The sequence below is a fragment of the Microbacterium rhizophilum genome, from assembly GCF_039605615.1.
Lineage (GTDB): Bacteria > Actinomycetota > Actinomycetes > Actinomycetales > Microbacteriaceae > Microbacterium > Microbacterium rhizophilus.
In genome coordinates, this window is sequence record NZ_JBCNUN010000008.1 from 74522 (window position 1) to 99907 (window position 25386).

Here is a 25386-nt window from a genome sequence, read left to right on the forward strand (position 1 = left end):
GCAGGCAGGAACCCCGGTTCGCTGGCGATCAACTGGATCCGATGACCCTGCTCAGCTCCTTCGCATCCCGGTGTACGAAGCCAAGGAGTGCCGATCCCCGGTCTTTCTGCCAGGGACGTCCGATCGTGTAAAGCCCTGCGACAGGTGTGACGCCGCGATCGGTGACGAGGGCACCATCCGCGTCGAGTGCGCCAGGGATGGTCACCCAGCGGTCGTCCTGCCTGTATCCGGTCGCCCATACGACGGCATCCACTTCGATCGGACTGCCGTCCACGAAGGTGATTTGCGTACCGTTTGCGGCGGAAGAACGGCCGCGGAAGTTCACGCCGGCAAGGCGAAGCGCGCGGCGAGTCAAGCCGATGACAGGCTCGTTGGCACGTAGTCGCCTGCCGACTCGCGACGACGTCGGGGCGTAAATTAGCCGGGTCGCAGTGAGCCACCAGAATATATCTCGCCCGAGAATTCTCTGCGGGACTGCGCGTAAGCGCGTTCCTTCGGAGAGGGCCACGGCGCGCCCCGTCTCTACGAGTTCGAGTGCAATCTGAAATCCAGAGTTCCCGCCGCCAACGACGAGTACCGTCCCAGTGGGTAGTTGCGCCGGGTTTCTGTATTGGTCGCTGTGCACTTGGACGACGGAGGAGGAGAGCCCAGCGGCGAACGACGGGACGAATGGGACGCCGAATGCTCCCGTGGCGACCACGACCTGATCAGCGGCAAGCACCTCTCCGTCCGCCAGGAGCAGGCGAAATTCGCCACGCTCTCCGGACAACGACACGACCTCGACCCCCGTTCTCACGGGAAGCTGCTGGCGGTCGGAGTACATGGCGAGATACGCCGCAACGGCGTCCTTGCCGGGGTGCGACGACGGATCGCCGGGAAAGGGCAGTCCTGGTAGCGAGCTGTAGCGGCCCGGCGTGAACAGCCGTAGTGAGTCCTATCGCCGCATCCAACTCGCGCCGATCGAATCCGCACGCTCCAACAACATGACGTCCGTGCCGAACCGAGCCAGGTAATGTCCCACGGCCAAACCGGCCTGACCGGCACCGACGATGACCACTCCGACGTTTGCCGTCTCACGATCCTCCATGTTGGTACACGCTATCGTGTACTGTTGGCGTCCATGGCCGTCGTTACTCCTACTGCGACCGCGACGCACACCGCGGCATTGGCTCGCCTCGGACACGCGCTTTCGGACAGCACTCGAACGGGCGTGCTCCTTGCTCTGCGCGAGTCCCCGGCATACCCTTCCGACCTGGCTGACGCTCTCGGCGTCTCGCGCCAGGTGATGTCGAATCAGCTCGCGTGCCTTCGTGGTTGCGGGCTCGTTGAGGCCGTGCCCGACGGGCGACGAACCTGGTATCGCCTCGCGGATCCCCACCTTGCCCCCGCCCTCGACGAGCTGCTGCGCGTCGTCCTCTACGTCGAGCCCGGCTGTTGCGCCGGCGAAAACTGCACGTGCTCATGACAACCACCGCGGCCCGTCCGGCCGACGACCGCCGGCCGATTGTTACCCGCAAGCAGATCAGCGCCCACCGAAGTGGGCGCTGATCTGGGGTAGAAGGGGCGGTGACGGGGGACTTGATTCCTTACCGGGGGCTTCCCCTCAGCCAAGTTGGGCGGCGTTCGCCTTGGAGTTTCCGCGGTTCGAGGACGTTAGGGGCAGGCCCGGCCTACGCGCGATGTCGCCCGGATCTTCTCAAACTCTCCTCCACGGCAAGAGGTCCAGGCGATGGGGCGGACGCGGACGAACGCTACCGCTTTCGGCGTGCGCGAGCCCGAACCGCCCAGACAGCTATTGCCCCGAGAGCTGCGACGAGGAAGACGCCCCCAGCGACGGCGAGGACGACCGCGCCCTCACCGGCAGCGTCGGGGGCTGGCGTCGCCGCGTCGCTCGCGGTGGGCTCGGGATCCGGCGTCGCCGCCTCATCGTCGGCCGTGGCCGTCGGATCCGGTGTCGGCTCGGCGCCCGGCTGAACGCGCGTCTCCTCGTTGCGGCAGGCGGGCTGATCCCAGCCGAGCACGGGCTCCGCGTCAGCCGCGGGCGCGTATTGGAAGTCGTACGACTCTGAGATGGGGTGTCCGTCGCTGGAGACCGCGTTCCAGACGATCGTGTACGTGCCGGCTTCGCCGAGGGCGACCGGGGTGGTGAGAATGTTGAGGTCGATGGTCGAGCAGGATGTCTCGTAGTAGAGACCGTCAGGCCCCTGAACCTGCGCATAGCTGGTCTGCTCGAAGTCGATCAGCTCGCCGCTGAAAGTGAGCGTGACCGCGTCGAGGGCCGTGACGGTCTCTCCCGCGGCAGGGCTCGAGTCGAGCAGATTGTCGTGAGCTGCAGCGGGCGAGGACGCCAGCAGAGTGGCCGCTGCTGCGGTCACGAGGGCGAGCGACGCGCGCCGGATAGTACGTGTGAATGTCTGTGACATGATTCTGGATCTTTCTGTGGGCGCACGGGAGCATCCTCCCGGCGCGGGATGAGAGGGGGAGGTCACGCCCGGACGGGCGGACCTCGCCTCCTTGCTCCTCCGAGAGTTTCCAGGTGCCGCGCCAGATCCGGGGTGTGGAAGCGTGTGCGCAGTCGCTGCACGCGCGCCGCTTCGAGGAACATGGCGAACCGCCGTGCGCGACGCCCCGTGACGATACCCAGCAGCATGAGCAGCAGCCGTTCGCCGAATGCGAGCACCAGGGTGGTCACAACGGCAGCTACAACATGAGAGAACCCCATCCGCGTATCCATGTGAGCCGACACGCTCAGCGGCGCGTCCGGCATCGTCATGGCCGCCCCATGCATTACGTGTCCGGCCGGTGTGGGAACCTGACTGGTGACGGTATCCCACCCTGTGGAGAGCATGAGGTGGAACAGCGCCTGACTTGCAGTCACGGCTGCCGCCAATCGCGGCAGCGACAGGCGCCGCCCGACTAGCACGGTCGCGATCGGCACGGCGAACGCGACCGCCGCCGAGATACTCATCAGCGGGGCGGCATGGCCTTGTGCGGCACCATGAAAGGTCGCCGCCAGCAGCGTCGAGACTAGCGCGGCCGCGAGACCACGGACCACGCGCGCGCTCCGGTGCTGGCGGGAGACGCTCACCCCTGGAGTGCACGCAGGTGTCACGCCCGTCCTCTCGGATGGAGGATCACGACGGCGGCGAGGATCGGGATCGCCCCGAGCGCGGCGATCACGCCCGCCACACGTTGGTCGCCCATCGGATCAAGACCCCAGACGCGCCCCATGGCGCCGAACCAGTCGGCGATCATGAGCCCCGGCTGCAGGAGCACCCAGGCGCCGAGTGCGAGCGGTGTCAGGATGGCGAGCCCGGCGACCACGGTCCGCATCGCCCGCGGCAGCGTAAACGAGCGCAGCGACCGAATCAGGAGCACTCCGCTCACCAGCGTCAGCACCACGCGCAGCTCGTGCGCGAGCGGGTCGGCCAGCGCCCAGCGCAGCGCTCCGGTGGCCGACGTGACCCACAGGATCAGGACGAACAGACCCACGCCTGCGAGCGGACGACCGAGCACGCGCGCGATGGTCGATCGTCTGAACGCATGAATCCACTCGCGGCAACCGCGACTGTCGTCGGTGCGAATCAGGATCGCGTCGTCCGCGAGACGCAAGGGGGCACCGAGGACGAGCAGCAGAGGGACGACGGTTGCAAGCAGCATCCGGCCGAGCATGTCGATGCTGTGGAGGTAGTCGGCGTACGCGGCGATCGGCCCGCCTGTCACCCACATGAGCAGCAGCAGGCCGCCCAGCCATGCCCCTGTGCGCCAGGACGCCCAATCCTCACCGCGCCCGCGCAGCCGCCGGACTCCGGCAACATAGAAGAACGCCGCGAAGCCGGCAACGACGGCCCAGAGGAGGTCGAGGTCCCAGGTCGTGAGCCAGCGGCTCAGGGTCAGCTCGGGCGGAAGGGGCGCTTCGGTGAGGATCTCGGCCGCCGTGGTCAGTGCTGGTGTCGTGGCATCGGCAGGAGACGGCGTGCGCGCAAGCGCGGCGGCGGCACCGCTGGCCAACCCCATGACAGCGAACTCGATCAGAACGAACACCCAAAACATGCCGCTGCCGGTCGCGCTTCTGGCGATGAACCGCCGCCGATGTGCCGCCCCGATGGCGCCGAGCAGCACCAGTGCGCCGACCTTTATCGCGAGTACGGCCCCGTAGGCGCTAAGCAGGTCACGCCATCCACTGAGCGAGGTCATGGTGCGGGCGATGCCGGACACGGTCACGACGATGAACGCGACGAGCGCCAGCGTCGAATACCGTTCCACGAGCACCCGCACGCGGTGCTCCCGCATGATCGGGCGCAGAAATACCAATGTGAGAAGCCCGCCGAGCCACACGGATGCACCGACGACGTGCAGTACGAGAGCCATCACCGCGGCGTCGTGGTTGGCGAGGCTGCCGGAGTGCCCCTGAGTGGCCATCGGCACCAGTGTCGCAACCGAAAGGACGCCGGCCAGCAAGGTCGCGACCCAACCCCGCACCGCGAACGCGAGCATGGTGATCGTTGCCGCGGCGATCGTGGTGATCAGCCAGACCCGTCCGAGTTCGGTTTCGGTGAGGAACCGGCCCAGCTGCTGACCGAACTCCGCCCCGAGCGAGAGCTGCGGATTGAACGACGACAGGAACGTCAGAAACCCGGTGATTCCGCTCGCCACGGTCAGCACGGCCGCGCCGACCGATGCCGTATCCAGCGCCGTGTCGAACTCGCGTTCGCCGGCCCGCAACGCGAACAGCGCGAGCACGAGAGCGCCGACCATCGCCGCGGCAGCGAGGTTGACGAGCAGCTTCGCCGCCGGCAGCCCCCACCTAACGAGCGCACCCGGGTCGCTGGTCAGGCGCGGTGAGGCACCCCCGCCGATGACCAGGGCGACGACGACTGCGAGCATTGCTGCCAGGAGCAGGATCGCCGGTCCTGCAAGACGCAGGCTCTGGGGCTTCACGGAGCGTCCTTCCCCTGTGGCGTGTCGCTGTCTGGAGCGGTGCACGCTCCCGTCGTGGGAAGTTGCTGGACGGCTCCGGCGAGGACACCGAGCACCTGGTCGGCGGAGATAACGGTGGTGTCGACGTAGGCCTGCGCGGCGGGCTGGCGGCCGTAAGTGGTCAGCCGCAGGTTCGGCGTGTCGGTCTCGTCGACGATCCAGTCGACGCCACCGATGGTGACGCACTGAAGGGTGGTCGGCGCGGGAGGTTCGAGTCCGCAGCTGAACACCACCGCGGTCGGGTCACCCCATGCGGCGGTCGCCTGTGCATCGGTCCAGCGACGCGGCAAGTCGTCGATGGTGTCCGGTACGCGCACCGACACGTCGGCGCAGCGTGGGTCGTTCGCACTTGCCGCGGGCTGCACCGTGACAGTGGCGACGCAACCGGCCAAGGCGACCGACAGCGTGAACGCCGCGCCGAGGGTGCTGAGTCGTCGGATCATGAGGCTCTCCATTCGCGGTCGCGGCAGGCAAGCACCGCCGGAAGGCGGGGAATCAGTGGGAGCAGGAGCAGCGTTGCGACGCTGCCCGCGACGGCGACGCCGGTGATCCAGGGGCCGAGCAGCACGCCGGCGGTGACCCCGGTGTGCAGCGGCACGGTCGTGATGCGCGCCGCAGCCTCGGCGGCCGGGACCTCATCGATAACGCGCCCGTCGGCACCGATGACCTGGCTGGTGCCGGTCGTGGAGACGTTGACGACGGTCCGTCCGGTCTCGATCGCGCGCATCCGCGCGATGGCGAGTTGCTGGAGGTTCTCGTCGGTGCCGCGGAAGTCGGCGTTGTTCGTCTGGAACACGTACGCCTGTGCCCCGCCCAGTGCACCGGCGCGGATGACGTCGTCGTAGATGACGTCGAAGCAGATGGCGAGTCCGAGCGTGCGGTCGTCGAGGGCCACGACGGGTGCGTTGTTTCCAGGCGCGTACTCGCGCTGGATCATTCCGATCAGATCGGGGGCGATCGTCTCGTAGAGCCAACGGTCGGGCACGTACTCGCCGAACGGCACGGGGTTCGCCTTGTCGTGCGGCTGCGGTGCCTTCTTCCCGGTCCACAGCAGTGAGGTGTTGTAGGTGCTGCCGTCGCGTTCGGTGGCGGCGTTCACGAGCAGCGGCGCGCCGGCGCGGCGCACCGTTTCATCGAGGATCGCGGCCGTAGCGGGGGTGTTCAGCGGGTCGCTGTCGACGGATCCCTCCGGCCAGACCAGCAGATCCATCGGCGCACCGAGTAGCGGCTCAGTGGCGGCCAGCTGCGCGCGGAGGATATCGCCGGCTGCGCGGTTGTCGAAGTATGCCGAGGGGCCGTTCGCCTGCACCCATCCGATCCGCAAGCTGCCGGACGGCGTCGTCGGGAACGGTGGCACCAGCACGAGCGCTGCTAGCGCGCCGGCGAGGGAGGCGCTCGTCCAGAGCGAACGGAACGCCCCGTCACGTGCCGCTTCGATCACGGCCGCGCACAGTCCGACGATCAGCAGGGACAATCCGCCGATGCCCATCCAAGACGCCAGGTCAGCGAGTGGCCCGCTTGCCTGGCTCAGTCCGATGCGCGCCCACGGGAACCCCGTGTACGGCCAGGATCCCATGGCGATCTCTCGCAGGGTCCACGCGCCGCCGACGAGAAGCGCCGTGAGCGCCCACCGACTGCGACGTGGAAACCGGTGCGCCCACCGGTACGCCAGCGTGATCGGCACCGACCCCGCCGCGAACAGTGCCGCCTGCAGCCCGGACAGCGCGACCCACGGCAGCGGCCCCAGGAACTCCGCCACCCACACCAGATGCAGCGGGAAGAAAGCCGCACCGAACACGAGACCGATCCCGAGGGCACCGCGCGCGCTGCGGCCGATCAGCGACACGAGCGCCAGGGCAATGGCGATGAAGGCCGCCGGCCACCAGCCGACCGACGGGTACGCGAGGTCGAGGATCACCCCGCCGAGCAACGCGGCAAGCAGCGCGAAGCGGAGAGGCAGCAGCGGGCGAGCCGCCGGCGCCCGCTCAACGGGATGCGCTGTCTCAGTCGGCGATGGCGCGGTCGAGGGCATCGGTGAGGTCGGTAAGGGAGTTGAGCTCGAGCTTCTCGCCGTCGAGGAAGAACGTCGGTGTACCGGTCACGCCCATCTCCTGCCCTGCCAGGAAGTCCTCCTCCACGCGCTCCTGGGTGGCGGGATCCGCGACCGCTTCGTCGTACGCGTCCATGTCGAGACCCAGTTCCTCGGCGTACCCGCGGAACCGGTCGGCTTCCGAGCTGGAGCCCTCGCCCCACTCGATCTGCGTCTCGAACATCCGGGCGTACATCTCCTCGAACCGGCCCTGCTGCGACGCTGCTTCGACGGCGATCGCTGCGTTCATCGAATTGAAGTGGCTCGGGATCGGGAAGTACCGCACGACGTAGTTGATCTCTCCGGCGTACTGTTCACGGATCTCTTCGACATACGGGTAGAAGGCGCCGCACGCCTCGCACTCGAAGTCGAGGAACTCCACGAGCGTGGGCGCGTCCGGACCGGCGTCGTCGAGTATGTGGGAGTTGCTGCGAGTACCGGGGAGCGCACCGTCGTCGGGTGTGACGGGCGCGGGACGGGTGACGTTCACGTAGACGATCGCGGCGAGCACCAGGGCGATGACGACGGCGATGGCGAGGAGCGTCGCTTTCACCGGGGTCGACAGCCTCTTGTCGGCTGGGGTGGGCGTGGTCATGGGTTCTCCTTCGATGAGGGCGGGAAGGCGGGGTCGTCGGTGACGGCGGGGAGGTGGTCGTCGCGGAGTCGGGCCACGGCCTGTGCGAGCTGGGGGTCCTCGCCCCGCGCGAGCCCGGCGTACTCCAGCCGCAGCCGCGGCGCACCTTCGCCGTCGCCCGGCTGCAACGTGGCCTTCACCCACAGGCGCCGCCGGGGCACGAGGAGGGCGGTGATGAGGCCGGCGGTTGCCAGGGAGGCGAACGCGAGCACCCAGCCGGCGCCGCCGTCTCGCTGGATTTGCAGCGAGGCGAAGCGCTTGACCGAGGAGAGGGGATCGTCTGTTCCGGACACATCCGCGAAGGTGATCGTTCCCCAGCCGTGGGGCAGGTCGGCGGTCTGTCCGGGTGTGAGCTCGATGGATTCCAGGCCGGAGTCGCCGACGGTGACCTGCGTCATCCCGGAGGTGTCCAGCGTGTACACGGAGCGGGGCGTGCCGTCGTCGATGCCGAGACTGCCAGAGAAGACGTTGAAGGTGACGACGGGGTTGACCAGGTCCGGGTACACGGACGTGTATGCGCCCGTCGGAAGCGTCCCCTGGGTCGGGTAGAAGAACCCGACCAGGCCGATCTGCTCGGGCAGCCCGTCGGGGACCTTGATGATGCCGAGGGAGGTCATCATGCCGTCCTGGGGCAGAAACGGCTGGGGCTCGCTGTAGATGACCTCGCCCGCCGCATTGCGGATCGTGATCGTCGGCGCGTACCCGTTGCCGAGCAGGTAGATGCGGTCGCCGCCGACGTCGATCGGATCGTTCACTCGCACCACGTCCCTGCGACCTTCCGGGTCAACGGGAGCGCGGATCGTCAGACGTGCGGCGAAATTCCCGGCCTGTCCGGCACCGGGCGTGCCCGGCAGCTCATAGGTGACATCGAACCGGTCGAGCGTCAGCGAGTACGGTTCGAGCGCGGTGTTGTCGACGAAACGGCCGGGTGTGAACGAGGAGTAGTCGCTGAGGCTGTTGACGAACGTGGAGTCCTCGACGATGACCCGCTGTCCGGTGTACGCGAAGCCACCGGTGACGAGCACAGTGACGAGCACGCCGACGAGGGAGGCGTGGAAGACGAGATTGCCCGTCTCGCGGAGGTAGCCGCGTTCGGCCGACACCGACCAGGTGCCAGCCGCGTCATAGCGCTCGGTGCGGTACCCCCGACGGCGCAGCAGTCGTTCCGCGACCCCGATCGCGGCCGGTGCCTCGACGTCGGCAACCAACCCTCGGGGCACGTGAACGTCCTCGATCAGGTGGTCCTCGAGACGTCCCAGGCGCGCCGGAGTGCGCGGTGGTCGCGAGCGCAGCGCCTTCGCGTGGTGCCGGATTCGTGGGATGATGCAGCCGACGAGCGAGACGAACAGCAGCAAGTACACCGACGAGAACCACACCGACCCGTACAGGTCGAACAGCTGGAGTGCATCGAGCACGGGCGCGAGGTCGGGGTTATCGCGGAAGTACTGCGTCACGCCGTTCGGATTGGCCATCCGCTGCGGGAAGATCGACCCCGGTACCGCAATCAGTGCGAGCAGGAGCAGCAGCACCAGCGCCGTGCGCATGCTGGTCAGCTGCCGCCAGGCCCACCTCAGCCAGCCGGTCGCGCCGAGGGTCGGGCCCGTGATCCGGTCGTCGTCACCCCGGTCGATGTGATCGGCCGGGCGCATCGGGTCGGCTGAGACGGTGTCAGAACGGGAGGGTGACATTCACCATCACCCCCTGCAGCACGGACATGAGTCGACCCCAGGCTCCCGTGACCATCAGCACACCTAGCAGCACCAAGACGACGCCGCCGGCGATGTTGAACGCGCGGATGTGGCGGCGCATGAACGCGACGGAACGGGTTGCCCAGCCGAGGCCGAGCGCAAGCAGCAGAAAAGGCACGCCCAGGCCGAGCGAGTACGCCAGGCCAAGGAGCCCCGCCCGCCACGGGTCGCCGATGTTCCACGAGACCGACATGATCGCCGCAAGCGTGGGACCAATGCACGGTGTCCAGCCGATCCCGAGCGCGATGCCCAGCAGAGGCGCTCCGACGAGACCGAGGTCGCGCCCGAGACGGATCCGGACTGTGCGCTGAGCGGTGCGGAAGACGCCGATGAAGACCAGCCCCATCGCGATCACGAGCACACCGAGTACCCGGGTGAGCAGGTTCGAGTGCTGCAGGAAGAACAACCCGAACACGCCACCGAGGATCGTGACGGCCATGAACACAACGGTGAACCCGCCGATGAAGAGCCCCACTCCGATGAGCAGCCGGCGCCTCGCGGTTGACCCACCGTCCTCGGGTGATCCGACCGCGGATCCGAGATAGCCGAAGTAGCCGGGCACCAGCGGCAGGACACATGGCGAGGCGAATGAGATGAGCCCGGCGAGCGTCGCTATCAGGACTGCCAGCCACAGCGATCCGTCGACGATGACCGCACCCATCTCAGTGCACCTCGGCGAGCACGTCGTCGATGAGCGTCGACAGGATCGATGCCGACTGCAGTTGCCCGATGATGCGCCCGGCGACCCGGCCCTGCCGATCCATCACGAGCGTCGTCGGGGTCGCCTGGATAGGCGTCGCGGCGGCGAACGCCAGTTTCACCTGACCATCGTCCGCGTCGATCACGCTCGGATACGTGACCCCGTTGTCTGCGGCGAACGCGCGGGCGGACGCCGGCTGGTCGTAGATGTTGATGCCGAGGAACCCGACATCCTGTTGCTGGTACTTCTGCCAGACCTCCTCGAGCATTGGAGCTTCGACGATGCACGGTCCGCACGCTGCGTACCAGAAGTTCACGACGTACACGCGACCGGCGAAGTCATCGCTGGAGGCGGGCTCGTCGTACTCCGTGACGCCGTCGAACACGACCGGGTCACCGCGCTCGGCGACCGGGATCTGCTCGACGCGGAAGTCACCGGATTCGTAGGTCTGCACGCCGGAGTCGTATCCGGCTGCCACGCCGTCCTGCGGTGTGCAGCCGACGAGCGCGACGAGTAGCGCTGCGGCAGCGAGCAGGCTTACGGCCGTGCGAGGGCTCGGCCGGGGATGGGATGTCATGGCTCTCCTCGTGATCGGCAGTCCGACGCACGCCGGAGCGCGCTCAGCGCGCGGGCACGACGGTTGCGTGCGCCACGTCAGCCGATGGACGCCTCACGGCATGCGGGCGACGTCCCCGGCGGGCGACGTCGCAGTGACCGCGATCAGGTCCGGGAGATCCCCAGCAGAGCAGGCGTCAGTACCGGCGTGAAGGTGGGAACCGGACGAGGAACGGAGAACAGCAGCACGCCGATCGGAACCCTCGCGAGCAGTCGCGGGCGGTGCATGAGTGACCGGGCGGCGGCGATCGCGAGCAGAACACAGCAGAGCGCGCCGAGCAGGCACAATGCCGTCTCCTCCGCGCCTGCTCCCTCGGGAGCGAGCACCACGACGACCTCGGCGTCGGGCACGGCAGAGTCCGACGGGGCTCTGTCCCCGCCGATGCTCACGGTCGCCGTGGCAGCGGAGCGTTCGATGCTGTCGTGCGCCGACGTCGTCCACAGGCCTAGCAGCAGCAGGGCAACCGCCCCAAGGACCAGCACGATCCATGCGACGGCACCTCGTCGGCTCCCCGTGGGGGTACCGTCGACGGCGGTCAGGCGCATGTCCTTCAGCATAAGTGTTCGCTGCTGACAGTTCCGCCCCCTGATGAGACCGACGCCGCGGCCCGCGGGCCGGTGACGCCCAGGGCGATCCCGACGATGGCGGGCGCGTCGTTGAGGAGCGGTGCGGTCCTCTTCACCGGTCAGCATGACGACGTCGATGTCCTGCTTCCGCCACAATCGGGTGGTCTCGACTGATTCGTGCCGCAGCTCGTCGCGCACCTCGAGCACTCCTGCGATTTGCCGGTCGAGTTCAACGATGACCACGGCCATACCGGTCGCAGCCGTGTCCTCGGTGGCTTCCCGCGAGCGCGCGCGACGTTAGCCAGCGGTACTAGAGTCCCGGCACGGTCGACCGCACCGGCCGGCACCGAGTCACCCGGGTCCGATATCTACGGGGATCGACTCGGCAGTAGCAGTGATTCTGATGTTCTGCAGTCGCGCACTCGGCGCCCTGACGATCAAGAATAGTCAGCACCTGCTGTATAGTCAGCATATGCTGACTATTGCTTCTCGCCTCGACGTCATGAATCGGCTCGGCCGGGCCATGGCGGACGCGACGCGCTCCCGGATCCTGATGACCCTGCTGGACGGCCCGAGCTACCCCGCCGTGCTCTCGCGCGAACTCGAGCTGACCCGATCGAACGTGTCGAACCATCTGACCTGTCTTCGTGACTGCGGGATTGTGGTCGCCGAGCCCGAGGGACGCCAGACCCGCTACGAGATCGCCGATCCGCACCTCGCGGCGGCGCTCACGGCGCTGGTGGACGTGACGCTGGCCGTGGACGAGCACGCGCCGTGCGTGGACGCCGAGTGCACGGTGCCGGGCTGCTGCGGGACGGGAGCGGGCGCGTGAGCGCGGCGTGCGGCTGCGACGAGCCGGAGACCCGGGTCGGTGAGGAGGCCGAGGAAGAGCGGGAGCGTCCGTGGTGGCGGGACCGCGGGGTCATGGTCCCGGTGTTCTCCGGCGTCGCCTTCGGCACCGGTCTGGTCCTGGAATGGGCAGGGGCGGAGATCCCGGCACTGGTGGCGTTCTGGATCGGCCTGCTCCTGGGCGCGTCGACGTTCACCCCGGGCGCGATCCGCAAGCTGTTCAAGGGCAAGCTGGGCATCGGGCTGCTGATGACGATCAGTGCGGTCGGCGCGGTCATCCTCGGCTACGTCGAAGAAGCTGCGGCGCTGGCGTTCCTGTACTCGATCGCCGAGGCGCTGGAGGACAAGGCCATGGACCGCGCTCGCGGCGGGCTGCGGGCGCTGCTCAAGCTCGTCCCGGAGACCGCGACGATCCGACGGGACGGGGCGTCCGTGGTGGTCGCCGCGAAGGATCTGGCATTTGGTCAGCTGATGCTGGTGCGTCCGGGTGAGCGGATCGCGACCGACGGCATCGTGCGTGCGGGCCGGTCGAGCCTGGACACCTCCGCGATCACCGGCGAGTCCATCCCCGTCGAGGTCGAGCCCGGCGATGCGGTGTCGGCCGGGGCGATCAACACCGCCGGGGCTCTGGAGATCGAGACGACTGCGGCAGGCACGGACAACTCGCTGACCACGATCGTGGAGCTGGTGGAGCAGGCTCAGGCTGAGAAGGGCGACCGCGCCCGCTTGGCCGACCGCATCGCTCGCCCTCTCGTGCCCGGCGTGCTGATCCTTGCCGCCCTCGTCGCGATCGTCGGGTCGCTGCTGGGCGACCCGGAGCTGTGGATCACCCGCGCCCTCGTGGTGCTCGTCGCCGCGTCCCCGTGCGCGCTGGCGATCTCCGTTCCGCTGACCGTGGTCGCCGCGATCGGCTCGGCGAGCAAGTTCGGCGTGATCATCAAGTCCGGCGCGGTCTTCGAGCGGTTCGGTGTGATCCGCCACGTCGCCGTCGACAAGACCGGCACCCTCACCCGCAACGAGCCCACCGTCACCGCCGTCCTCACCGCCGACGGGGTGGACGAGGCGCAGGCATTGGCGTGGGCTGCGTCGCTGGAGCAGCACAGCACCCACCCGCTGGCCGCCGCGATCACCGCCGCCTCGCCGGGAGCCCCCGCCGCCCTGGACGTAACCGAGCAGCCCGGGCACGGGATCGAGGGCACCCTCGACGGGGCCCGGATCACCGTCGGCAGCCCCCGCTGGCTCGACGCCGGGACACTCAAGGACCACGTCGCGGGCCTGGAGGAGCAGGGCATGACCGTCGTGATCGTGCACCGCGACGGCGCGCCGGTCGCGGCGATCGGCGTCCGCGACGAGCTGCGCCCCGAGGTCCCCGAGGTGGTCCGCACCCTCGCCGCCCAGGGCGTCGGGGTGACGATGCTCACCGGCGACAACGCCCGCACCGCGCGGGCGCTGGCCGCGCAGGCCGGGATCGAGGACGTGCGCGCCGAGCTGCGTCCCGAGGACAAGGCCGCCGCGATCAGCAAACTGGGCCAGCACGGCTCGGTCGCGATGATCGGCGACGGCATCAACGACGCCCCCGCCCTGGCCGCCGCGGACATCGGCATTGCCATGGGCGCGACCGGCTCCGACGCCGCTATCGAGTCCGCCGACGTCGCCTTCACCGGCCACGACCTGCGGCTCCTCCCGCGCGCGTTCGACCACGCCCGCCGCGGACGGCACATCATCAACCAGAACATCATCCTGTCCCTGCTGATCATCACCGCCCTGCTCCCGCTCGCCCTGTTCGGCGTGCTCGGGCTGGCCGCGGTGGTGCTGGTGCACGAGATCGCCGAGGTCATCGTCATCCTCAACGGGCTCCGCGCGACTCGCACGAGGAAGACCGCCTCGTGAATGTGCCGGGTGCCGTCGAGACGGCTGACGCCGGCGTCGCGGACGAGAAGGCCCCACCTCCCACCCGGCGGGCGGTCGGCGCGGCTCTCGCCGTCGGCGCGCTCGGCGTCGCTCTGGACCAGGGGACGAAGGCCCTCGCGGCCGCGCGGCTGACGCCGGGCGAACGGGTCCCGCTGCTCGGTGACTTGTACGGCCTGTCCCTGGTCCACAACCCCGGGGCCGCGTTCTCGCTCGGCGCGGGGTCGACGTGGATCTTTACGACCGCCGGCGTCCTCGCTTCGGTGGCGGTGGTCGTGTTCGCCGTGCGGCTTCGGGGCCTGCGGTGGGGTCTCGCCCTGGGCGTGGTCCTCGGCGGCGCGGTCGGCAACCTTGTCGACCGGCTCCGTAACCCGCCCGCGATCGGTCAGGGACACGTCACGGACTTCCTCGCCTACGGGAACCTCTTCGTCGGGAACATCGCCGACGTCCTCGTCGTCGTCGGCGTCGGCCTGGTCTGCCTGAACCTGCTCCGAGGGGATAAGCAACGTCTGCCTAGAGCGCAGTCCATTGCGCGTCGCGGTCGCGCGGAGGCGAGGGTTCGATGAAGATCACGCTGCAGTACTTCGACGAGTGTCCCAATTGGGTCGCGCTCGAGCGGAGCGTCCTCGAGATCATCGAAGGGCGACAGGACGTGACGGTCACGCGTCAAGCTGTTCGCACGGAGGAGGAGGCGGTTAAGATCCAGTTTCACGGCTCGCCAACACTGCTGATCGACGGCGTTGATCCGTTCGCTGACGCGAACCCACCCGTCGGGCTTGCCTGCCGCGTGTTCCGGACTCCTGTGGGACTGGCCGGGACGCCGACGGCGGATCAACTTCGCGCCGTCATCCTGGATGCGTTTGGATGACCCCCTCGTGCCCCGCAGTCATGCAGTCGGCTGGGCGCAAGCGATGATCGCTGTCCCCCTTCTGCGACCAATCTCTCCACCCTCGATCGGCGACTGCCGCTGTCGATTGGGGCAAGCGGTTTGAGACGTTCGTCTGCGTCAGCTCGAGATCGCGGGCGAGCTGAGCCGATAACCCAGCGCCTCGAGTAGCGACAGCTGGATCCGCGCTCGCGTGTACACCGGTCACTGGCCAGTCCTGGATCGATGTTCGAGACGTGCCAGGTAGTCGTTGTAGCGGTTGAGGTCGTCATCGCCGTGCACGTCTGCGTAGCGGTCATGAGCACGCGCGCGGGCTGAGTCCTCGCGGAACCAGCGGTGCATGACGTACAGCACCATGATCAGCGTGGGCGCCTCGCCGTATGACCAGGCCAGCGCGCCGGCGACCTGCTGGTCCTCAAGGGGATCGAGACCCAGTGCGAGCGTGCTCTCAGCGAAAGTGCTGATCATCAGCGTGGTGCTCATCATGATGAACACACCGAAGAACGCGTGGAGGGCGGCCTCGACGAACAGGTCGATGGCGCGGGCGCCGTAGCTCATCCGCACCGGCAGCGGGTCCTCGGCGAGGACCGGGATCGTGAACAGCATTCCAACGACGAAGAACCCGATCTCAAGCGCCTGATGGCCCCATGGCAGCCGAAGCAGCGGGTCGGCGAGGTTGCCGAGGTAGAGCCCGTAGTACGCCAGCAGGTACAACGGCACCGCGAGGGCTGGGCTCAGCACCCAGCGGGCAGCGCGGCTGCGCAGCGCCCCGTGCGCGACACGCAGCACCCTACGCCCGAGGCCGCGATGCGGCGTGGCGCGCAGCAGTAGTGTGCCGGGCGAGCCGAGCACGAGCAGCGGCGGGATTGCCATCATCAGGGTGAGCTGCTGGAACATGAACACGGAGAATTGCACGTAACCGTAGCTCTCCACGCCCAGCCCCATCGTCAAGACCAAGGCGAGGCAGCCGGTAAGGAAGCAGATGGTGCGCGCTACCGACCACCGGCGTCGCAGCCACCACAGGCGGATTGCCCCGGCCAGGTAGGCGACCGCGAGCAGCAGACCCAGTGCAGCGAGCGGCGATGGCGGATACGGGCCGGGCGCGAAGTACTCCAGCAGGCCTGGGGGTGGCAGCGACACGTCGTCCACGGCGCTCAGGGGCGCTCGATCTTGATGAGCGCTCCAGCGACGAGGAAGACCACGGCCGCGACGGGCTGCGCCGCCATCCACACCGGCCCCTCGAACGGCATCGGCCACGCCGGGTTCCACAGCACACAGATCGCGGCGAACACCGGGATCCACCACCACTGGCGCGCCTGAACCGCAAACCATCCGATGATGATCGCGAAGATCGACACGACGTACAGGACGAGCATCGCCCACTCGCCTGCCAGCAGGAGCGGCGCGAGGAACAGCACCGGCGCGGCGAGGAGGCTCGGCGCGAGCGCGTTGCGCTGGTAGGTGGACGGGGTCCGCTTGGTCTTGCTCATGAGTTATCCGTTCTTCGCGGCGCCGACTGTGGCCGCGGCGTCCGAGGGGGCGGTGGTGAGGAATGCCCGCGTGCACAGGAGGTCGATGGCGAGGATGATCGCCCCGATCGCGAGGGCGACGTCCGCGAGATTGCCGATGAACAGCTCTCCGTACGCGAGGAAATCAATCACATGACCCTGACCGAACGCGGGCGGAGCGAAGAGCCGGTCGACCAGGTTCCCGAAGGCGCCTCCGAGGATGAACCCCAGGGCGATCGAACTCGGCGTGGTCGCCGAACGGACCAGAGCAACGCACACGCCTGCAGTCAGAACCGACGTCAGGATCGTGATCAGCCAGGTCTGATCCGCACCGAACGACAGTGCGATCCCCGGGTTGAACGCCAGCTGCAAGCCGAGCAGGTCGCCCAGCAGCGGGATCCGGTCGCGTCCGCCCAGCGAGGACACGGCGATCGCCTTGGTCACCTGATCGATCGTGAGCACCGCGGCGGCGACCGCGCACCCGAAGGCGAACCCTACCGCGCGGTCAGTTCTCATTGGAACTCCGAACGGCGCGACTTCCGCGCTCTCTGCGCCGTCGTTCCTGTCGCATCATGAGCACGATTCCGACGAGCGGCCCCACGAGCACGATCGGGAACATGATGCCCACAAACGCCATCAATCCGTCCGCGCCTTGCTGAGCTGGCTTCGTCTCGTACCCACTGGACGTCTCGCCCGGGTGCGGAGTAGGCGCGTCGTCCGGCTCGACAGTCGGTGCGCCTGTCGAGTCGGGCGAGTTCAGCATCCCGGCGACAGTGCTCGTGTATTCGTCATGGGAGAAGGTTCCTTCGAGGGCGTTGGCTCCTGCGCCGAGAGGGGCGGTTATGGCCAGGCCCAGACCAATGATGACGCCGATAGCGGTTCGCCGTGGCTGTGGATGTTCACGCATGGGCGGTGTCCTCTCCGGAGTGTGATTCGGGCTCCAGCTGGAAAGTCGAGTGCTCGACGGACACGTCGAAGTGCTCGGCTACGCACTCCTGCAATGCGCTGAGGAGAGCCGCGGTGTCGGCACTGTCCCGGACGACCACGTGCGCAGTCAGGATCGGCAGGTCGGATGACACGAGCGATGCATGCAGATCGTGAACCGCCACGACACCGGGCATCTCGAGAATGTGACGTCGGACGCTGCCCAGATCGAGCCCAGGAGGCGTCGACTCGAGCAGCACCCGCCCGGAAGCGCGCAGCAGGATGATCGTGCGCGGGACGATCAACGAAGCGATCACGATGCCCGCGATCGCGTCGGCCTGGTACCACCCGAATGCCCAGATGGCAACGGCGCTCAGAATCACACCGACCGAGCCGAGGGCGTCGTTCATCACTTCGAGGAACGCAGCGCGCAGGTTGAGGTTCTGCTTGCGCCCCCCCATCAAGACGAGAAGCGAGACGATGTTGGCGATCAGCCCGACAATGCCGAAGAACAGCAGGCTTCCGGATGCGATCTCCGGAGGTTCGAACAGGCGCCGGATGCCCTCGACGAGCGCGAACAGGCCCACGGCGAGAAGCAGGGCCGCCTGCGCCAGCGCACCGAGGACCTCCGCGCGGCGCAATCCCCACGTGTGCGTCTCGGTCGGCGGGCGGTTCATGAGCTGCGCGGCTGTGACAGCCATGGCGAGCCCGATCACGTCCGTGAGCATGTGGGTCGCATCCACCAGCAGCGCCAAGCTGCCGGTGATGATCGATCCGACCACCTCGATCAGAAAGAACGAGAGCGTGATCGAGAACGCGATCAGAAGCCGGCTGCGCGGTGTCCGCCCCGCATCGCCGGCGTGGTCATGTCCGGTTCCCATGGTTGGTGCCTCCTTACCGTTCCCAGCCATTCATGGCCGCTGGATGATGTGGCGGGCGACGCGGGCCGCGTCCCGCAGCACGCCTTGGATCGTGTCACCGCCGGGACACCCGTACCGGGGCAGTCCGGCAGTGAACAGCCCAGGCATTGATGTGCGGCCCCGCTTGCGCGGGTGAGGGCGCACGTCGTCCGGCAGCCAGTCGTCGCCGGGCCGATAGCCGGTGGCGAAGACCACGGATGTCGGACAGAGTTGCCGTCCATCCGAGAGCACGACCTCTGCGCCGATCGCTCCGACCGCCGCGGGTGCGATGTCGACTCCGGCCTCGCGCAGTGCCGCGTAACTATCGGTGAACAGCGGCTCGGGCACCCGTTCTCCAGTGAAGCGCCGCTGCCGGTCGCCAGACATGGCGGGATACGCGGCCGCGGGTCGTCGACGTCGAGGGGTGCGGGTGGCCAGCGTGACGCGGTGGTTCGCAAGGAGTTCTCGGGCAAGCTGGACCCCCGCGTTCCCGCCGCCGACGATGAGGACGTCCCCGACGGGGATCTGCCGTGGGTACTGGTACTGGCTGCTGTGCAACACCGTGCCTGGCACCGTGAGGTCGGAGGACCACGCGGGGACGTGGGGACGGGCATGCGCGCCGGTGGCACAAACGACGTTCCGGGTCTGCACGTCGCCCGCGTCCGTGCGCAGTTCGAGCGTCGTACTGTTGCCGACCCGCGTCACGTCGATCGCCTGCACCCCCCAGCGCGGGATGAGGCCGATGTGCTTCTCGAACGCGGCGAGGTACGACGCCATCTCATCCACACGTGGGTGCCGGCGAGGGTCACCGGGGAAGGGGAACGGCGGGAGTGCGCTGTGCCGGGCCTCGCTCAGCAGCCGCAGCGAGTGCCATCGCGACGCCCAGCTGCGGATCCGCGGCGCCCGGTCGATCACGACGAAGTCGCGTTGCGGAACCAGCCCACGGAGCACGAGCTCGGCCGACACAGCCAGTCCCGCCTGCCCCGCTCCGACGATGATCGCGCGTCGATGTGACAGTCCTAGCTTCTCAGCGCGAGCATTCATACGATCAGGAAGATCACGGTGACGAACGACCAAACCAACGCGACCGCGAGGCACATGACCAGCGCGGCGGCCAGGACCAAAGCGGCCTTATTCCAGGCTTTCAAGACAACAACTCCAAACAAGATCCACGACACAGGACAGCGCGGTCAGGCCACCGGCGCTACATCGCCACCCAAGGGCGGCAACTGGCGGATCAGGTTCGGGAGATCGAGAGTTGGGTCAAAGTAACCGCTACGGGCCGACGTCCGGGCTCGCAGAACGACCGGCTTGGATGGACGGGACTGACCGACAGCATCGACGGTGCATGCTCGCGTCGCAGTCTCAGGAACGACACCACCAAGGCAAGCCCGCACAGCGCTCCGAGCAGACAAGCGGCGAGTCCGAGTGCGGGCCCGCCACCATCGCCCGCGAGGACCATCGACACAGCTGACGCCGGGTTGCTCGCCAGCAAGGCGTCAGCATCTGGAGCCTGGCCGGTTGCCGTCGCGGATGAGGTAGGTGCGAGAACCTCCGGCCCCGCATGGAACGCCGTCCACGCGCCGACCAACATGAGCAGCACGAGGATTGCGTTCCTAATGATCCTCGTTATCGCATCCCAGCCGTTCCGCCCCACGTCCATGTGGTTGGAGCGAAGCGAGCCCATCAGAACCATCTTAGGTCCCGGGCTTGTAGAAGCGGCAAGTGTTCTGCAGCGGATGGCCTGCTCGACGTCCAGCCAGGGAGGATGAAAGGACACGCCCATGAACACCGCGGACCCGATCGGCGTGGTCGAGCGGTGGGGCGACCTAGAAGCGGCGATTCACCACGACCTAAGAAGCCGAACCCGAGGACGAGCCTCGCAAAGTCTCAGCCGTTCGCGTACGAGGATACCCAGGCGAAAGCGCTGGCCCGCCACAACGCAGGATCTGCGTTCCAGGTCAGGGTGTGATCCGAATCGAACGTCTCCACCCGAACAATGTCGGGAAGTCGCTGCGCCAGTAGACGCGAGACCGTCACAGGCGCCGACGTGTCTTCGACGCCGTGGAGGATCAACGCCGGCACGTGCATTTCGGCCGCGGGCTTGAGCCAATCAAACGCCGCGAGCGGAATCTCCGACCGGAGGCCGAGGACCCGCGCAAGCACGCCACGCTGCAGCCAAGGGAGTGCGAACAGGCCGACGCACGATGGCAGACCGGCACGCCGGCAGTTCGCGCCGATCGTCGTCACCCAGTCGAGGACGGGCGACTCGAGGACGAGCCTGTCGATGGCTCCGTCGAACTCCGCGTCCGCGGCGAGTTGCAGGGCGATCGCGGCGCCCATAGACCATCCGAACAGCACCACTCGGCGCGCCCCTTGAGCAAGCGCATATCTGACGGCAGCCCGAACGTCGTCGGTCTCCGTCGCGCCGAGTGTTGACCGACCAGAGCCCACGCGGGGCCCTTCACCGTCGTTTCGGTACGACACGACCAGCGAAGTCAGCCCAGCATCCGCGGCGACCAGGACGCCGCGCAACGTGCCGGCACGAGGGCTTCCCAGCCCGTGGATGTGGATCGCCCACTGATCGCTCGGGCCGCGGGACGGGTGGATGAGCCATGCGGGGGCCGGGCCCGCGGGTGTGTCCACGGCGACATCCAAGGCATGGAGCGAGCCCCGCGTCGACAGGGTCGCGGTAGTAGATGCCGCTCCACGACGCGCGCGCTCCGCCCCGCAAGTCGGCGCCGGGCGTGACCCCGAGCACAACGCGGGTCACAGTCGAAGCCTGTTCGTCAACGACGGCACCGAGCCGCACCCATCCCCCATCCTCGAGCCAGAGGTTGTAGAAGCCCGGCGCCTGAGTCCGCGGGGTGCGGTCGAGCACCGCCGCATCGTGTTGCCCGTACCGAATCACGTCGCGCACGACGAGGTCGTACACGCGCGCGCCGGGCGGTGCCGTCAGCCGCCGGGCGATCACGAAGCCAATGCCACCGGCTGCAGCCATGACTGCGGCACCCATGGCCCCGGCGACTATCGCGAGCGCTCTCAACGCGGCTCCTTCGGACATCCGACATGAGGTGCTTCCGCCTTGAGGGAGGCCCGGACCTCGCCCGCCATCAGGTGTGCTTCGGCACTCTCGACTGCCAGCCGCTCAGCATCGCTCAACGCGAAGGCGACGCGCGGGTCGATGACGGCATCTCGAACTTCGACGATCTGGCGGTGCAGCTGAGTCTCGGCGTCTTCGCGATGAAACGCCGGCTCAAGCTGACTCAACCCCGGTCGCACATCGATCGCTCTCTCCCAGATAGGCGTCACCTGTGCGAGGAGCGCACTCGTCTTCTCGCCACGGGATCGGGCACGCGCCCAGCGCAATGCGGGCTGAGCACCGAGCCCGAGGCAGAGGAACAGGAACGTCGCCAGGAAGAGCGGATCGTAGGCGGCGCTGAGCCCGTCCATGAGCGTCAGGTTCCCGAAGATGTGCGCGAGATCCATGGCGATGACCACAAGGGAGAGAGTGACGCCGGTGAGGCTCCCCACCAGCACGGAGACCGCTGGCAGGCGCTCCGCGCCGCGACTTCGCCCGATCTGACGAGAGGCGGCAGCCGCCATGGCGGTCAGCACGACGCCGTCGTAGGTGAACTGGATGATCGAGTACGTCGCGGCGGCCGGCTGCGCCCCGAGGTCCAGCATGAACGTCGTCGTTGTCTCACCCCGGTCGATGAACGCGAAGGCTGTGACGGCGCCGACGACTGCGCCCGCCAGCACTGGAAGGCCGAGTGCAATCCGGGCGACTCGCGACTGGTACTGCATCGCCTTCGCCACTCCGCGCCCAAGGAAGAAGACGCCCACCATCAATGTGAGGTCGGCAAGCAGCGTGACGATGTTCGTGCCACCGAGCACCGCGTCGGCCCACCGGTAGGTGGTGTCGACGTTGAACGTCATTGCGACCGCGATCGTCACCGCGGAGTACATGATGCTGCGATCCGCTCGGCCCCGCCGCAGGATGAGCAGGCTCGCAACGAGCAGCCACATCAGGGCGGAGGCCGCGATCGGGATCACCCGAAGATCTCCAGATAGCGAGAGTGGTGGAGAGCCGAACCACGGATCGCACCAGCGAGATGATCCGCGAGCGACTCCGCCACGATCTCGTCGTCCGTCACGAGGTCCTGGCGGCGGAGCAGACGCTGGCGAGCGGATTCAGGAATGTCGGGCAGCAGCAAATCGGGCGTGGTCGCCTCGTCGCGCTGGTCGTGCTCGAGCATGATGTGTGCGAGCTCGTGGAGCACGAACTGCTGCCGATGCAACGCCGACTCACTTCGCGCGTGAAGGACGAGATCCTCCGTGTCCGTCATCAACCACAACGCGCAGATGCCGTCCTGGTCGCTCAGCTTCGTGAGTTCGACGATCCGAATCGGGCGCTGTCTGCGTCGCTGCAACGCTCCAACGAGATCGTCGAAGGAGAAGACCTCGCCGAGCGCGAGTTCCGCCATGGCCGTCGACACGGTCGCTTCGATGTTCACGGTTCCATTTCCCTCCGTACCCATCCGACCCGTCGCGGCGCACGCATGCGGCGGGCCAGCCGCTATCTGTTCGCCACTTCCTTGTCGAGGAATCGGCTGATCGCCTCAAGCGCCTCCGGGGAGATGTCGCCGAGAGTTCGCGCCGCATACGACTTCACCTTCGCTGCCCGCATCGATCGGACCAGATCGAGCTGCGCCCTGACCTTTGCCGGCATCGGCGCGTCGCCCCCCTCGGCAATGAACGAAGCGTCGACGTCGAAGAACTCAGCAAGCACTTCGAAGAGCGGGCGGTCTTGCACGTACCGGTGCCCATTGACCATGTACGTCCACCGAGAGCGGGACAGGTTGACGCCCCGATCGCGCGCGAACGCGGCGATCTGGGAGTAGGTCGGCTCCGATCCCGTCTCCGCAATGGCGACGTCGAGCAGCAGTCGCAACCGCCTCGCCAGGTCCTCCGCCGCTGCTTTGCTTTCATCCTCTGTCATGTTCCCCTGACCATCCTCCGCCTTCGGGTAAGGCTCGGTCACAACCGTTGAGCACGCCCAACGTCCGCCACGTGAATGCTCACGCTACGTGTTGGGCATGCTCAACTCAACCGTTGCGCGGACCCGGCTCGAGTGCAAGGCTGAGTCGCGCCCACGTTTGAGCATGCTCAACGCGAGCGATGGATGGACGACATCGCCGAGAGGGGTCGACATGCCAGACGACCGCACGCCAGACCAACGCGGCCAAGATCACGCGAACCGGCTAGAACTCGCCCAGCACCTGCTCCAGTCGCATCACCATCTCGGTGACCTGGGCGTCATCCACGATGTACCGCACGCGCTGTCCGCGCGTCGCCACGTGACGCGGCGGATCCGCGATGATCAAGCCCGCGTCGAGCAGCCTCTCGAGCCCGTTGTAAACGGTCAGTGCTGGAATCTCGAGCGCGTCGGCGATCTCGCCCCTGGTCTGGCCAGGGTTCTTCCGCAGATGACCAATGATGGTCGCCTGCATCATGTTCCCGAGAGCCTTGATCGGATCCTCCGCGTAATCACTGTTCGCGGGGCGGGTGTAACGGGGCACCGCCCCAGTCTGACGCAGGCGAGATTCACTCGTCCATCGAACGGAAGCGAAAAGTGCTTCCCCTTCGAAAGTGTAGTGTTATATGCTTCGCTCATGTCAAGGCCAGCAGGACCCGAGGGAAGCGGTGGAGGCAACTGATGTCCCACCCCCGAACTCCCGCGCGCCGAAGCCTGGTCTGGGCCATCGTCGGCGGCATCATCGTCGTCGCAGCCGTCGTAGCGATCATCCTGTCGGCCGTCACAGCACAGGCGCCGACCGCCGACCCCTCTCGAAGCGGCGACCCCGGCGAGACGTCCGCCCCGCCCGCGACGGCGCCCCCCACCGGCGATTACGTCGATGAGAGCGCGTCCGAGAAGGGCTGGGTACCCGAGCCGATCACGACCGACCCTGAGACCTACGTACGCGCGGCACTGGCGGCGGCGACCACATTCGACACCCGGCTGAGCACCCGACCGGAGTGGCTGGCCTACCTCGACACATGGTTCACGCCCGATACCCGCTACACATCCGAGGAGGACCGCGAAGACGACATGCGCGCCTCGCAGCTCGAACTGCGCCAGGGCGTCGTGCTCCCCGAGGACGAGTGGAACTCGCTCGCGAACGAGGAAGGGCGGGTGACAGCCGAGGTGCCGGGCGAGATCACCTACGACGACGTTCCGGAGGACGCATCCGGTGACATGCGCATCGGCACGGCCGATGTGCTGCTGACCTTCACACGCGCCGACGGCGCCGGAAGCGAGACGTCGTACGAGGAGGCCGTGCGCGTGAGTGTCCAGGTGCTGTGCGGCGCCGGCTCGATCCCGACGCCGGGGAGCGCGCAGCAGCCCGGCGACTGCAAGGTCGTCCGCTTCTTCTCGGGGTCATTGGAGCCCTGACATGGGCGCCCCGGTCGCTGCTGCCGCAGCCCTCGCGAACACGAGGACCGGGTGCAAGATCGTGACAGGGGCACTGCTCGTCTTCGCGCTCTTCGCAGCGCTGCTGACCACGCCGCTCATCGCCATCCCCTTCGCGCTGGCAGGTCATTCCGTCGCCACCGCGGTAGAGCGTCGGCCGGCGCTCGTCGCCAACAGCGAGTGGGCGTACCCGCTCGCCGGCGACTACTTCAAAGGACGGGGCTTCGGCTTCAACCCGGTGAACGGATGCAGCTACTGCTCGATCGACCACCAGGGGTACGACATGGCCCGGGGCTGCGGCGCGACGGTGTACGCGGCCGGCGCCGGTGAAGTGATCACCGCGGGTTCGTATCAGGGGTACGGGAATGCCGTCCGCATCGACCACGGCGGCGGCCTCGTGACGCTCTACGGCCACATGCAGTGGGGCTCCCTCCGCGCGGCCGTCGGCGCGACCGTCGCCGCCGGTGCCCCGATCGGGGCGGAAGGCAACACCGGTCGCTCGTTCGGCTGTCATCTGCACTTCGAGGTGCAGCGAGACGGCGCGGCCATCGATCCGCAACCGTTTATGGCCTCACTCGGCCTTCAGCTCAAGTGAACAATCGAG

General features: G+C 67.8%; 30 protein-coding genes. 7 read left to right on the forward strand and 23 right to left on the reverse strand.

Going from position 1 to position 25386, the window contains the following annotated elements:
* Positions 1 to 28: 28 nt before the first annotated feature.
* Both AAD528_RS13165 and AAD528_RS15525 read right to left on the reverse strand, forming a co-directional pair.
* Positions 29 to 922: a flavin-containing monooxygenase gene (locus tag AAD528_RS13165; RefSeq protein WP_345752642.1), complete on the reverse strand. Its 894-nt coding sequence runs from the start codon at positions 920 to 922 to the stop codon at positions 29 to 31.
* 12 nt (positions 923 to 934) lie between these two features.
* Positions 935 to 1087: an FAD-dependent oxidoreductase gene (locus AAD528_RS15525; protein ID WP_375339623.1), complete on the reverse strand. Its 153-nt coding sequence runs from the start codon at positions 1085 to 1087 to the stop codon at positions 935 to 937.
* 33 nt (positions 1088 to 1120) lie between these two features.
* Here AAD528_RS15525 and AAD528_RS13170 point away from each other — a divergent pair, with 33 nt between their 5' ends.
* Complete coding sequence (locus tag AAD528_RS13170; RefSeq protein ID WP_345752544.1) at positions 1121 to 1465, forward strand: ArsR/SmtB family transcription factor; 345 nt, start codon at positions 1121 to 1123, stop codon at positions 1463 to 1465.
* Between the two features lie 286 nt (positions 1466 to 1751).
* Here the strand turns inward: AAD528_RS13170 and AAD528_RS13175 are convergent, their stop codons facing one another.
* From AAD528_RS13175 to AAD528_RS13220, 10 genes are all read right to left on the reverse strand, one after another.
* Complete coding sequence (locus tag AAD528_RS13175; RefSeq protein WP_345752545.1) at positions 1752 to 2375, reverse strand: copper resistance CopC family protein; 624 nt, start codon at positions 2373 to 2375, stop codon at positions 1752 to 1754.
* A gap of 110 nt (positions 2376 to 2485) precedes the next feature.
* Positions 2486 to 3088: a hypothetical protein gene (locus AAD528_RS13180; RefSeq protein ID WP_345752546.1), complete on the reverse strand. Its 603-nt coding sequence runs from the start codon at positions 3086 to 3088 to the stop codon at positions 2486 to 2488.
* A gap of 20 nt (positions 3089 to 3108) precedes the next feature.
* Positions 3109 to 4941, reverse strand: coding sequence for a bifunctional copper resistance protein CopD/cytochrome c oxidase assembly protein (locus tag AAD528_RS13185; protein WP_345752547.1), 1833 nt, complete (start codon positions 4939 to 4941; stop codon positions 3109 to 3111).
* Complete coding sequence (locus AAD528_RS13190; protein WP_342335564.1) at positions 4938 to 5423, reverse strand: DUF3515 family protein; 486 nt, start codon at positions 5421 to 5423, stop codon at positions 4938 to 4940. The genes AAD528_RS13185 and AAD528_RS13190 overlap by 4 nt, the downstream gene beginning before the upstream one ends.
* A complete protein-coding gene (gene lnt / locus AAD528_RS13195) occupies positions 5420 to 7012 on the reverse strand; it encodes an apolipoprotein N-acyltransferase (RefSeq protein ID WP_345752548.1) in 1593 nt (530 codons plus the stop codon). The genes AAD528_RS13190 and lnt overlap by 4 nt, the downstream gene beginning before the upstream one ends.
* Positions 6984 to 7664 carry a DsbA family protein gene (locus AAD528_RS13200; protein ID WP_342335566.1) on the reverse strand — a complete coding sequence of 227 codons (681 nt, stop codon included), beginning with the start codon at positions 7662 to 7664 and terminating at the stop codon, positions 6984 to 6986. The genes lnt and AAD528_RS13200 overlap by 29 nt, the downstream gene beginning before the upstream one ends.
* Positions 7661 to 9391 (reverse strand): cytochrome c biogenesis protein ResB, encoded by a 1731-nt coding sequence (gene resB / locus AAD528_RS13205; protein ID WP_345752549.1) that lies wholly within the window; start codon positions 9389 to 9391, stop codon positions 7661 to 7663. Before resB ends, AAD528_RS13200 begins: the two co-directional genes overlap by 4 nt.
* Complete coding sequence (locus AAD528_RS13210) at positions 9372 to 10112, reverse strand: cytochrome c biogenesis CcdA family protein (RefSeq protein ID WP_342335568.1); 741 nt, start codon at positions 10110 to 10112, stop codon at positions 9372 to 9374. Before AAD528_RS13210 ends, resB begins: the two co-directional genes overlap by 20 nt.
* Position 10113: 1 nt before the next feature.
* Positions 10114 to 10728 (reverse strand): TlpA family protein disulfide reductase, encoded by a 615-nt coding sequence (locus tag AAD528_RS13215; protein WP_345752550.1) that lies wholly within the window; start codon positions 10726 to 10728, stop codon positions 10114 to 10116.
* A gap of 143 nt (positions 10729 to 10871) precedes the next feature.
* Positions 10872 to 11582, reverse strand: a complete 711-nt coding sequence (locus AAD528_RS13220; RefSeq protein WP_345752551.1) for a hypothetical protein — start codon at positions 11580 to 11582, stop codon at positions 10872 to 10874.
* A 223-nt stretch (positions 11583 to 11805) separates the two neighbouring features.
* On the opposite strand from AAD528_RS13220, the gene cmtR reads away from it, so the two are divergent.
* The 4 genes from cmtR to AAD528_RS13240 are packed head-to-tail and all read left to right on the forward strand — an operon-like array spanning position 11806 to position 14958.
* Positions 11806 to 12165, forward strand: a complete 360-nt coding sequence (gene cmtR / locus AAD528_RS13225) for a Cd(II)/Pb(II)-sensing metalloregulatory transcriptional regulator CmtR (protein WP_345752643.1) — start codon at positions 11806 to 11808, stop codon at positions 12163 to 12165.
* Complete coding sequence (locus tag AAD528_RS13230; RefSeq protein ID WP_345752552.1) at positions 12162 to 14072, forward strand: heavy metal translocating P-type ATPase; 1911 nt, start codon at positions 12162 to 12164, stop codon at positions 14070 to 14072. The genes cmtR and AAD528_RS13230 overlap by 4 nt, the downstream gene beginning before the upstream one ends.
* Positions 14073 to 14074: 2 nt before the next feature.
* Positions 14075 to 14656, forward strand: coding sequence for a signal peptidase II (lspA, locus tag AAD528_RS13235; protein WP_345752553.1), 582 nt, complete (start codon positions 14075 to 14077; stop codon positions 14654 to 14656).
* A complete protein-coding gene (locus tag AAD528_RS13240) occupies positions 14653 to 14958 on the forward strand; it encodes a thioredoxin family protein (protein ID WP_342335574.1) in 306 nt (101 codons plus the stop codon). The genes lspA and AAD528_RS13240 overlap by 4 nt, the downstream gene beginning before the upstream one ends.
* Before the next feature lie 222 nt (positions 14959 to 15180).
* Here the strand turns inward: AAD528_RS13240 and AAD528_RS13245 are convergent, their stop codons facing one another.
* The 11 genes from AAD528_RS13245 to AAD528_RS13290 form a co-directional block, all read right to left on the reverse strand.
* Positions 15181 to 16125, reverse strand: coding sequence for a cytochrome c oxidase assembly protein (locus tag AAD528_RS13245; protein WP_345752554.1), 945 nt, complete (start codon positions 16123 to 16125; stop codon positions 15181 to 15183).
* Between the two features lie 5 nt (positions 16126 to 16130).
* Positions 16131 to 16466 (reverse strand): DUF6804 family protein, encoded by a 336-nt coding sequence (locus tag AAD528_RS13250; protein ID WP_342335577.1) that lies wholly within the window; start codon positions 16464 to 16466, stop codon positions 16131 to 16133.
* Positions 16467 to 16469: 3 nt separating this feature from the next.
* On the reverse strand, positions 16470 to 17000 hold the full coding sequence (locus AAD528_RS13255) for a signal peptidase II (RefSeq protein WP_345752555.1): 531 nt from the start codon (positions 16998 to 17000) through the stop codon (positions 16470 to 16472).
* 383 nt (positions 17001 to 17383) lie between these two features.
* Complete coding sequence (locus AAD528_RS13260) at positions 17384 to 18289, reverse strand: cation diffusion facilitator family transporter (protein WP_342335580.1); 906 nt, start codon at positions 18287 to 18289, stop codon at positions 17384 to 17386.
* Between the two features lie 30 nt (positions 18290 to 18319).
* A complete protein-coding gene (locus AAD528_RS13265; protein ID WP_345752556.1) occupies positions 18320 to 19351 on the reverse strand; it encodes an NAD(P)-binding domain-containing protein in 1032 nt (343 codons plus the stop codon).
* 846 nt (positions 19352 to 20197) lie between these two features.
* The gene (locus AAD528_RS13270) at positions 20198 to 20842 is read right to left on the reverse strand and encodes an alpha/beta hydrolase family protein (RefSeq protein WP_510995856.1); all 645 of its coding nucleotides are present in this window, start codon (positions 20840 to 20842) and stop codon (positions 20198 to 20200) included.
* The gene (locus AAD528_RS15545; RefSeq protein WP_510995857.1) at positions 20772 to 21371 is read right to left on the reverse strand and encodes a DUF8805 domain-containing protein; all 600 of its coding nucleotides are present in this window, start codon (positions 21369 to 21371) and stop codon (positions 20772 to 20774) included. Before AAD528_RS15545 ends, AAD528_RS13270 begins: the two co-directional genes overlap by 71 nt.
* Entirely contained in the window at positions 21350 to 22363 is a 1014-nt protein-coding gene (locus tag AAD528_RS13275; RefSeq protein WP_345752558.1) for a hypothetical protein, read from the reverse strand. Before AAD528_RS13275 ends, AAD528_RS15545 begins: the two co-directional genes overlap by 22 nt.
* Positions 22360 to 22824 (reverse strand): hypothetical protein, encoded by a 465-nt coding sequence (locus AAD528_RS13280; RefSeq protein ID WP_345752559.1) that lies wholly within the window; start codon positions 22822 to 22824, stop codon positions 22360 to 22362. The genes AAD528_RS13275 and AAD528_RS13280 overlap by 4 nt, the downstream gene beginning before the upstream one ends.
* Before the next feature lie 62 nt (positions 22825 to 22886).
* Entirely contained in the window at positions 22887 to 23351 is a 465-nt protein-coding gene (locus tag AAD528_RS13285) for a hypothetical protein (protein WP_230668132.1), read from the reverse strand.
* Positions 23352 to 23571: 220 nt separating this feature from the next.
* Complete coding sequence (locus AAD528_RS13290) at positions 23572 to 23889, reverse strand: helix-turn-helix domain-containing protein (protein ID WP_345752560.1); 318 nt, start codon at positions 23887 to 23889, stop codon at positions 23572 to 23574.
* Positions 23890 to 24026: 137 nt separating this feature from the next.
* On the opposite strand from AAD528_RS13290, the gene AAD528_RS13295 reads away from it, so the two are divergent.
* Together AAD528_RS13295 and AAD528_RS13300 are read left to right on the forward strand one after the other, a co-directional pair.
* Positions 24027 to 24764 carry a hypothetical protein gene (locus tag AAD528_RS13295; RefSeq protein ID WP_345752561.1) on the forward strand — a complete coding sequence of 246 codons (738 nt, stop codon included), beginning with the start codon at positions 24027 to 24029 and terminating at the stop codon, positions 24762 to 24764.
* A 1-nt stretch (position 24765) separates the two neighbouring features.
* The gene (locus AAD528_RS13300; protein WP_345752562.1) at positions 24766 to 25377 is read left to right on the forward strand and encodes a M23 family metallopeptidase; all 612 of its coding nucleotides are present in this window, start codon (positions 24766 to 24768) and stop codon (positions 25375 to 25377) included.
* The last annotated feature ends 9 nt before the right edge of the window (positions 25378 to 25386 follow it).

Coding starts and splice junctions, on each gene's coding strand:
- AAD528_RS13220 (WP_345752551.1), bottom strand. CDS start 11,582: ATGGCCGTGGTCATCGTTGAACTCGACCGGCAAATCGCAGGAGTGCTC.
- resB (WP_345752549.1), bottom strand. CDS start 9,391: ATGTCACCCTCCCGTTCTGACACCGTCTCAGCCGACCCGATGCGCCCG.
- AAD528_RS13170 (WP_345752544.1), top strand. CDS start 1,121: ATGGCCGTCGTTACTCCTACTGCGACCGCGACGCACACCGCGGCATTG.
- AAD528_RS13260 (WP_342335580.1), bottom strand. CDS start 18,289: ATGGGAACCGGACATGACCACGCCGGCGATGCGGGGCGGACACCGCGC.
- AAD528_RS15525 (WP_375339623.1), bottom strand. CDS start 1,087: ATGGAGGATCGTGAGACGGCAAACGTCGGAGTGGTCATCGTCGGTGCC.
- AAD528_RS13250 (WP_342335577.1), bottom strand. CDS start 16,466: ATGAGCAAGACCAAGCGGACCCCGTCCACCTACCAGCGCAACGCGCTC.
- AAD528_RS13295 (WP_345752561.1), top strand. CDS start 24,027: ATGTCCCACCCCCGAACTCCCGCGCGCCGAAGCCTGGTCTGGGCCATC.
- AAD528_RS13210 (WP_342335568.1), bottom strand. CDS start 10,112: ATGGGTGCGGTCATCGTCGACGGATCGCTGTGGCTGGCAGTCCTGATA.
- AAD528_RS13240 (WP_342335574.1), top strand. CDS start 14,653: ATGAAGATCACGCTGCAGTACTTCGACGAGTGTCCCAATTGGGTCGCG.
- AAD528_RS13265 (WP_345752556.1), bottom strand. CDS start 19,351: ATGAATGCTCGCGCTGAGAAGCTAGGACTGTCACATCGACGCGCGATC.
- cmtR (WP_345752643.1), top strand. CDS start 11,806: ATGCTGACTATTGCTTCTCGCCTCGACGTCATGAATCGGCTCGGCCGG.
- AAD528_RS13190 (WP_342335564.1), bottom strand. CDS start 5,423: ATGATCCGACGACTCAGCACCCTCGGCGCGGCGTTCACGCTGTCGGTC.
- lnt (WP_345752548.1), bottom strand. CDS start 7,012: ATGCCCTCGACCGCGCCATCGCCGACTGAGACAGCGCATCCCGTTGAG.
- AAD528_RS13200 (WP_342335566.1), bottom strand. CDS start 7,664: ATGACCACGCCCACCCCAGCCGACAAGAGGCTGTCGACCCCGGTGAAA.
- AAD528_RS13300 (WP_345752562.1), top strand. CDS start 24,766: ATGGGCGCCCCGGTCGCTGCTGCCGCAGCCCTCGCGAACACGAGGACC.
- AAD528_RS15545 (WP_510995857.1), bottom strand. CDS start 21,371: ATGTCCGAAGGAGCCGCGTTGAGAGCGCTCGCGATAGTCGCCGGGGCC.
- AAD528_RS13215 (WP_345752550.1), bottom strand. CDS start 10,728: ATGACATCCCATCCCCGGCCGAGCCCTCGCACGGCCGTAAGCCTGCTC.
- AAD528_RS13255 (WP_345752555.1), bottom strand. CDS start 17,000: ATGAGAACTGACCGCGCGGTAGGGTTCGCCTTCGGGTGCGCGGTCGCC.